Genomic DNA, 6,871 nt, shown 5'->3' with positions numbered 1-6,871 from the left:
CAGGAATACTGTGCGGTTGCCATGGGCCAGCTTGAGGTTGCGCCAGGTCTCCGTGAACGGATTCCAGTTGATGCGCAGGTCCGGCTGCGGCGCCGGCGAATGCGGCACCCGCGCCGACACCAGCCGCCCGGCCAGCGCCAGCACCACGCACGCGGCCCCGACGTAGAACGGCCCGACGATCTTTTCGCCGTGCGTAAGGCCGGCCAGCTCGCCGCCCAGCAGGGTGCCAAGCAGGATGGCGACGAAAGTGCCCATTTCCACCAGCCCGTTGCCGCCTACCAGCTCGGTCTCGTCCAGGTGCTGCGGGAGGTAGGCGAACTTGACCGGGCCGAACACCGTCGAGTGCAGCCCCATCAGGAAAGTGCCAAGGTAGAGCAATGGCGCGCTGTGCATGGCAAAGCCGGCCATACCCAGCAGCATGATGCCGATTTCCAGGGTCTTCACCAGCCGGATCAGCCGCGACTTCTCGATCTTGTCGGCAATCTGGCCGCTGGTGGCGGAGAACAGCACGAATGGCGCGATGAAGATGGCGGAGATCAGGAACGCCGCGCTCTTGGCGTCAACGCCCTCGAACAGCGCGGTGTGGTAAGTAACCAGCGAAGTGAAGGCGACCTTGAAGAGGTTGTCGTTCATCGCGCCCAGGAACTGGGTCCAGAAGAACGGGCCGAAGCGGCGTGCACTGAGCAGGCGAAATTGGTTTTGTTGGCTCATGTAGGCAGGAAAGAGGTGACCCCGGCGAACCGGGCGGCCCGGTGGGCGCCCGGCGACGTCGCTGACAATGCTCGCACGGCGGCGGGCATGCCATTGCAAGGGATGCTTGCGGTACCGTGCAATACGCATCTCGACCGCGCCCCGCCCTGCCGGGGCCCACCAAGCCTCAACCGCCGTACGGCATCGCCCCCCGGAAGCACTCCGATCCTCGCGCCGGCGCGGAGGCTCAATCGGTCTTTTCTTCCGGCCAGTCGCGGATATAAGCCTTGAGCATGCGGTTTTCGAAGCTTTGCTCCTCCACCACGGCCTTGGCGACGTCATAGAAGGAAATCACACCCATCAGGGTGCGGTTGTCCAGCACCGGCAGGTAGCGCGTGTGGCGCTCCAGCATCATGCGGCGGACTTCGTTGACGTCGGTCTCCATGGTGCAGGTGAGCGGCGCATCGTCCATGACCTTGCGCAGGCTGGTGGTGCCGACGCTGCCGCCATTGGCGGAAAGGGTCTTGATGATCTCGCGGAAGGTCAGCATGCCCACCAGGTCGCCGTACTCCATCACCACCAGCGAGCCGATATCGTGCTCGGCCATGATATTGACCGCCAGCAGCAGTGACGTCTCCGGCTTCACCGTATAGAGCGTGTTGCCCTTGATTTGCAGGATGTCGCTGACTTTCATGATGGTCTCCGCTTGCTGAAACTACTGTTTTGCTGTGTATTGCCTGCCGCGCCCGGCACGGCCTGATGCGCCGATCCTAGCCGAAACCGGCCGCCCAAGTAAAGCACGGGGTGCCGCCAGCGCCGCCAGGGCTATTTGCCGTGCTCGCCGGCGGCAGCGGATGCTACGATGCGCACCGGAGACAACTCTAGCCTTTAACGCCATGTCCGGTACCCGTTTCGACACCCTCGCGCTGCATGCAGGCGCCGCCCCCGACCCCGCCACGGGGGCACGGGCCACGCCCATCCACCTGACGACATCCTTCGTCTTCCGCGACAGCGAGCATGCCGCCTCGCTGTTCAATATGGAGCGCGCGGGCCATGTCTACTCCCGCATCTCCAACCCGACCGTAGCCGTCTTCGAAGAGCGCGTCGCCGCCCTCGAGAACGGCGCCGGCGCGATCGGCGTGGCCTCGGGCCAGGCTGCGCTGCACCTGGCGGTGGCCACCCTGATGGGCGCGGGCTCGCACGTAGTGGCGTCCAGCGCCCTGTACGGCGGCTCGCACAACCTGCTGCACTACACGCTGCGCCGCTTCGGCATCGAGACCACCTTCGTGCAGGCGCGCGATATCGACGCCTGGCGCGCGGCGATCCGGCCGGAGACGAAACTGCTGTTCGGCGAGACCCTGGGCAATCCCGGGCTGGACGTGCTGGACATCCCGACCCTGGCCCAGCTCGGCCAGGACAATGGCATCCCGCTGCTGGTCGACTCCACGTTCACCACGCCCTACCTGCTCAAGCCCTTCGACCACGGCGCCGGCCTGCTCTACCACTCGGCCACCAAGTTCCTGGGCGGCCACGGCACCACCATCGGCGGCGTGCTGGTGGAAGGCGGCACGTTCGACTTCGAGGCCTCCGGGCGCTTCCCGGAACTGTCCGAGCCCTATGCCGGTTTCCACAATATGGTGTTCACCGAGGAAAGCACGGTGGCGCCCTTCCTGCTGCGCGCGCGGCGCGAGGGCCTGCGCGACTTCGGCGCCTGCCTGAGCCCGATGGCCGCCTGGCAACTGCTGCAGGGCATCGAGACGCTGCCGCTGCGCATGGCCCGCCACGTGGAAAACGCGCGCCGCGTGGTGCAGTTCCTGGTGTCGCATCCGATGGTCGAGTCGGTGGCCTATCCGGAACTGGAATCCCACCCGGACTACGAACTCGCCAAGCGCCTGCTGCCGCGCGGCGCGGGCGCCGTGTTCAGCTTCAACCTCAAGGGCAACCGCGCCGCGGGCCAGCGCTTCATCGAGAGCCTGGCGCTGTTCTCCCACCTTGCCAATGTGGGCGACGCCCGCTCGCTGGTGATCCACCCCGCCTCCACCACCCACTTCCGCATGGACGCCGCGGCGCTGCAGGCGGCCGGCATCGGCGAAGGCACCATCCGCCTGTCGGTCGGCCTGGAAGACCCGGACGACCTGATCGACGACCTCAAGCGCGGCCTCAAGGCCGCGGAGAAAGCCATGAGCGGCAAGGGAGGCCAAGCCTGATGGAACTGACAATCGCAGGCCGCAAGGCCCATGCCTACACCGGCGGCAAACCCTTCGACCCCGCCCTGCCCTGCGCCGTATTCGTGCACGGCGCACAGAACGACCATAGCGTCTGGGCCCTGCAGACGCGCTGGTTCGCGCACCACGGCTTCAGCGTGCTGGCGGTCGACCTGCCCGGCCACAACCGCAGCGAAGGCGAGCCGCTCAAGACAGTCGAAGCCATGGCCGACTGGGTGATCGAACTGGTGCGCGCGGCCGGCGTGAGCGCCCCCGCCCTGGTGTTCGGGCACAGCATGGGTTCGCTGATCGCGCTGGAAACGGCCGCCCGCCACCCTGACGCGGTGCGCGGCATCGCCCTGCTCGCCACGGCCTACCCGATGAAGGTTGCCGACGCCCTGCTCGACGCCTCGCTCAACCGCGTGGACCAGGCCATCGCCATGGTCAATGCGTGGTCGCACTCCAGCCTCGCCAACAAGCCCTCCTCGCCGGGACCGGGCTCGTGGATGCAAGGCGGCAGCCAGCGCCTGATGGAACGCGTGGCACAACGCAACCCCGAAGGCCACGTCTTCCACAACGACTTCTCCGCCTGCAACGCCTACGCCAACGGCGACGCCGCGGTGGCCGCCGTGCGCTGCCCCACCCTGTTCATCAACGGCAGCAAGGACATGATGACCTCGCCCAAGGCCGCCCAGGCGCTCGCCGCCAGGATGGCATCGGCCAGCACGGTCACGGTGCCCTGCGGGCACGCGCTGATGGGGGAAAGGCCGGATGAGGTACTGGACGCGCTGGCGGCGTTTGCGCGCAAAGTGGTCGCCGCTGGTTGAAGGCGGCGGCATCGCGAGCGCCTGCCGCTCCGCCGGTTGCTCTCTCGCCTGCGGGAGAGCAACCGGCACGCCGCGCCGTGCCGACTTGCGCCTAGGAACCAGTCGCAGGGTAGTAGGCTCTCGGCGTTGGTGCGCAGCTTGGCCGTGTCCCCTCCGGTGTGCCTACGGGCTACCTCTGCGAGAGACTGGCTTCGGCAGACAACATTGGGCTTGATGGGTGAGCTTTGCTTCCCGCTGGGTAAGTTTGTTCCCTTGAAAGTCTGCTCGGCATATCGGCACCACGCTTTCTGACAGGAGGCGAAAATGGGGAGTTTACCGAGGTCGGACAAGCGAGGATGGGCATTGACGTAGGTAGCGAGCATCTACCAACTCGATCCGACCAATGCTCGGGCCATGGAAGCTAAAACCAGATCTCTCCGAGAGTGCTCTGATCCGCGATCATTGGTAGCTATCGGTCGTGTTCGCTGAAGTCAGTGATATCAATCACGCGATCGGCCATCGCAATGGTCTCCCGACGGTGTGCAATCGTGATGCGTGTTACAGTCAGGGTGCGGATAGCTTCATTGACTGCTCTCTCTGTTTCCACATCCAGATGGCTTGTAGCCTCGTCGAGCACCAGAATCCTGGCTTGCCGATATAGTGCACGAGCCAGAAGCACCCGCTGTTTCTGTCCGCCAGAAAGACTACTGCCCATATCGCCTGTTAGGGAATGATATGCCATCGGCATGGCCAACACCTCGTCATGGATCTTTGCCGCTTTCGCCGCGGCATAAACGCGTTCGCGGTCAATGTGCTCGTCAAATCCGGAGATGTTATCCTGCAGGCTACCGGAAAAAAGTTGATCATCCTGCATTACAGCAGCAACCTTTTTTCGCCAATTCCTAAGGCCGAATTGATGTACTGGAATTCCATTTATTCGCAAAGATCCTTCCGTTGGTTCCAGTAGACCCAAAATGATCTTTGCAAGCGTTGTCTTTCCGCAGCCGGTGGCTCCAACAATTGCAACGTGTTCTCCCGGAACGAACTCGATGCTCAAATCCCGAAGCACCCAATTACTCCCGCTGCCATAGCGAAAGCCTATGTTTTCCAGCTTCAGAGAGAGAGGCGTGTGATCGTTGAACTCTCCAAGCTGCTCGGGCATGACGCCAGTCGTCTCTTCCTGCTCAGTTAGCACGATATCCGAAAGCCGCTCGACGTGAAGGCGAAGCATCCGAACCGACATGATGTTATCGATGAAACGCTGCATTCTGGAAGAAAATGCGTCCTTATAGGAAATGAATGCCATTAGCATACCAACTGTAAGTACACCGTTTATAACCATACCCGCCCCCCAACCCAATACCGCAATGCTCTCGATCCCGAAAACCAAGTTATACCCGGCGTTAAACGACAGGGCGAGTTCTTGATTTTTTGCGCGCCGATTGGCTGCCAAAGTGATAGCATTAAACCATTTAGAAATACGTACATCCTCAAGGCTCATCAGATTTATCACCTGAATCCCCCGGATGCTCTCGAGGAAATGAGTCTGTGCCTTTGCCTCATGGGTCATCACTTCATCGCTTGACCGATGATATGCTCCATGCGGAAGAATTCGTATTGCGGCGTATGCAATGACAGCGCCAATAGCTATGACACCTAGTTCTGGGCTGTAAACGAGAATAACAACGAGTGTCACTAGCGCGAACAGGCCGTCTAAAATGATCTCAACCAGCTTGCCTGTCACTGTCTGCTGGATGCTCTGCGTCGATTGGAAGCGCGAAATGATATCACCTGAATGACGCACCTCGAACCACTGGGTTGGCAGGTGGAGCAAATGCTTCATGACACGAGCAGCCCACTGTGTGCCGAATTGCACGGAAATCACGATACCCAACCAGCCGCGAGCCAGTTCTAGCCCCACCTTTATAAGGGTAGTGAGTACGGCCCCGATAACGAGCACCCATAACAACCCCATGTCCCCAGAAACAATGGAACCATCGACGATCCATTGGGTAAATAAGGGGGAAATAAGTAATGCAAGCTGAAGACTAGCCGCAAGCAGGAAAATCTGCCCCAAACTACGTCACAGCCCATTGAGACGTCCAACTAGTTGACGCCATCCAATCGCGGGATGGGGCAGTCTTGGCTCGAAGTCCGGAGCCGGAGACAGTTCTAATGCAATGCCGGTGAAATGTTTACTCACCACACTCATTGGTAGCTGCTGCTCGCCGCAAGCGGGATCGAAGATAGTCAGTTTCCCGCGCGAAAGACGCTTTAGGACAACAAAGTGACTCATGTCCCAGTGAAGCACACACGGCAAAGTGAGCTCCGTCAGCTCATGCATTTCTAGCCGCAACGGTCTGGCTATTAGCCCGATTGCGCTGCCGAGCCGTGCGAGGTCTGCCAAACTCATGCCTCGCATCGAGACGACAAACCTAGCGCGCAGCTCGTTCATCGAGAGAACTCGCCCATGGTGGGCAGCAACGTAGCCTAGGCACGCTAGCCCGCATTCAGTTGCGGTGGTTTGGAGATATGTAGACATGAGGAAAAAGTAGTCTGATCGGCCTCGGCGCAAAACCCGCATCTAGCGCTGTGAAGTCGCTTTCTATGTTCGCCTGGAATGCCATCGTCCCACGAACCCTGAGATGTCTATCCCCGATGCACTGAGTTTCTCGCCGGAGACGGACCTCATGAAGCGCGTCCAGTTTTCCTCGCTCCTCATTTCGCTCGCCAGAACAGAGAGCAATTCTCCTGTTACCGGCGAAGAAAGTGCATTACTCCGCACAGACGAGCGCATTTCCTCTCTATCCATTAAGGAGTTTTCTGAAATCCATTTTATGTAGTCGATCAGTTTTATGGTGTGAACTCCAGCGGCAATATGAAACGTTGGCTCACCGAGGGGGGTCGCGGAGTGCCACCACCCTCGTGGAACGTAAAGAACATCGCCGGGCTCAAGAACCACATCAAGCACTGGCTCCGCCGGTCGGCAGTGCTTGTAGTTCTTGCTCGTCTGCCCAGGCAAAGGAAGTGTGAAGGTGGGCGAATACAACAGCCATCGCTTGCGCCCCATCAGCTGGATGGCAAAAACATCATGCGTATCCCAATGATCACCAAAAGATCCACTATTTCCGAAAGCAGCATAACCGTTTGCAATGACGACCTCACCAATAA

Annotated in this window: 7 protein-coding genes; 2 read left to right on the top strand and 5 right to left on the bottom strand. The window is 60.7% G+C overall.

What is annotated here, in order from left to right:
- Together AC1DN0_RS39750 and AC1DN0_RS39745 are read right to left on the bottom strand one after the other, a co-directional pair.
- The coding region (locus AC1DN0_RS39750) for an MFS transporter (protein WP_477146538.1) at nt 1-711 on the bottom strand (711 nt) is incomplete at its 3' end.
- Nucleotides 712-937: 226 nt separating this feature from the next.
- Nucleotides 938-1,384 (bottom strand): CBS domain-containing protein, encoded by a 447-nt coding sequence (locus tag AC1DN0_RS39745; RefSeq protein ID WP_045240037.1) that lies wholly within the window; start codon nt 1,382-1,384, stop codon nt 938-940.
- A gap of 202 nt (nt 1,385-1,586) precedes the next feature.
- Here AC1DN0_RS39745 and AC1DN0_RS39740 point away from each other — a divergent pair, with 202 nt between their 5' ends.
- Together AC1DN0_RS39740 and AC1DN0_RS39735 are read left to right on the top strand one after the other, a co-directional pair.
- Nucleotides 1,587-2,897 carry an O-acetylhomoserine aminocarboxypropyltransferase gene (locus AC1DN0_RS39740; protein WP_276290389.1) on the top strand — a complete coding sequence of 437 codons (1,311 nt, stop codon included), beginning with the start codon at nt 1,587-1,589 and terminating at the stop codon, nt 2,895-2,897.
- Nucleotides 2,897-3,721 carry an alpha/beta fold hydrolase gene (locus tag AC1DN0_RS39735; protein ID WP_477111038.1) on the top strand — a complete coding sequence of 275 codons (825 nt, stop codon included), beginning with the start codon at nt 2,897-2,899 and terminating at the stop codon, nt 3,719-3,721. Before AC1DN0_RS39740 ends, AC1DN0_RS39735 begins: the two co-directional genes overlap by 1 nt.
- A gap of 448 nt (nt 3,722-4,169) precedes the next feature.
- Here AC1DN0_RS39735 and AC1DN0_RS39730 read toward each other — a convergent pair whose 3' ends face one another.
- The 3 genes from AC1DN0_RS39730 to AC1DN0_RS39720 form a co-directional block, all read right to left on the bottom strand.
- Nucleotides 4,170-5,777: a peptidase domain-containing ABC transporter gene (locus AC1DN0_RS39730; RefSeq protein ID WP_441627338.1), complete on the bottom strand. Its 1,608-nt coding sequence runs from the start codon at nt 5,775-5,777 to the stop codon at nt 4,170-4,172.
- A gap of 6 nt (nt 5,778-5,783) precedes the next feature.
- Nucleotides 5,784-6,242 carry a cysteine peptidase family C39 domain-containing protein gene (locus tag AC1DN0_RS39725; protein ID WP_477144736.1) on the bottom strand — a complete coding sequence of 153 codons (459 nt, stop codon included), beginning with the start codon at nt 6,240-6,242 and terminating at the stop codon, nt 5,784-5,786.
- A gap of 63 nt (nt 6,243-6,305) precedes the next feature.
- Nucleotides 6,306-6,871: JmjC domain-containing protein (locus AC1DN0_RS39720; protein WP_477146537.1), on the bottom strand; the 566-nt coding region annotated here is incomplete at its 5' end.

It is taken from the genome of Cupriavidus sp. 05N39, assembly GCF_056397325.1.
The sequence above is the reverse complement of the archived record's forward strand: the minus strand, read 5'-3'. Positions and strand labels throughout refer to the sequence as shown.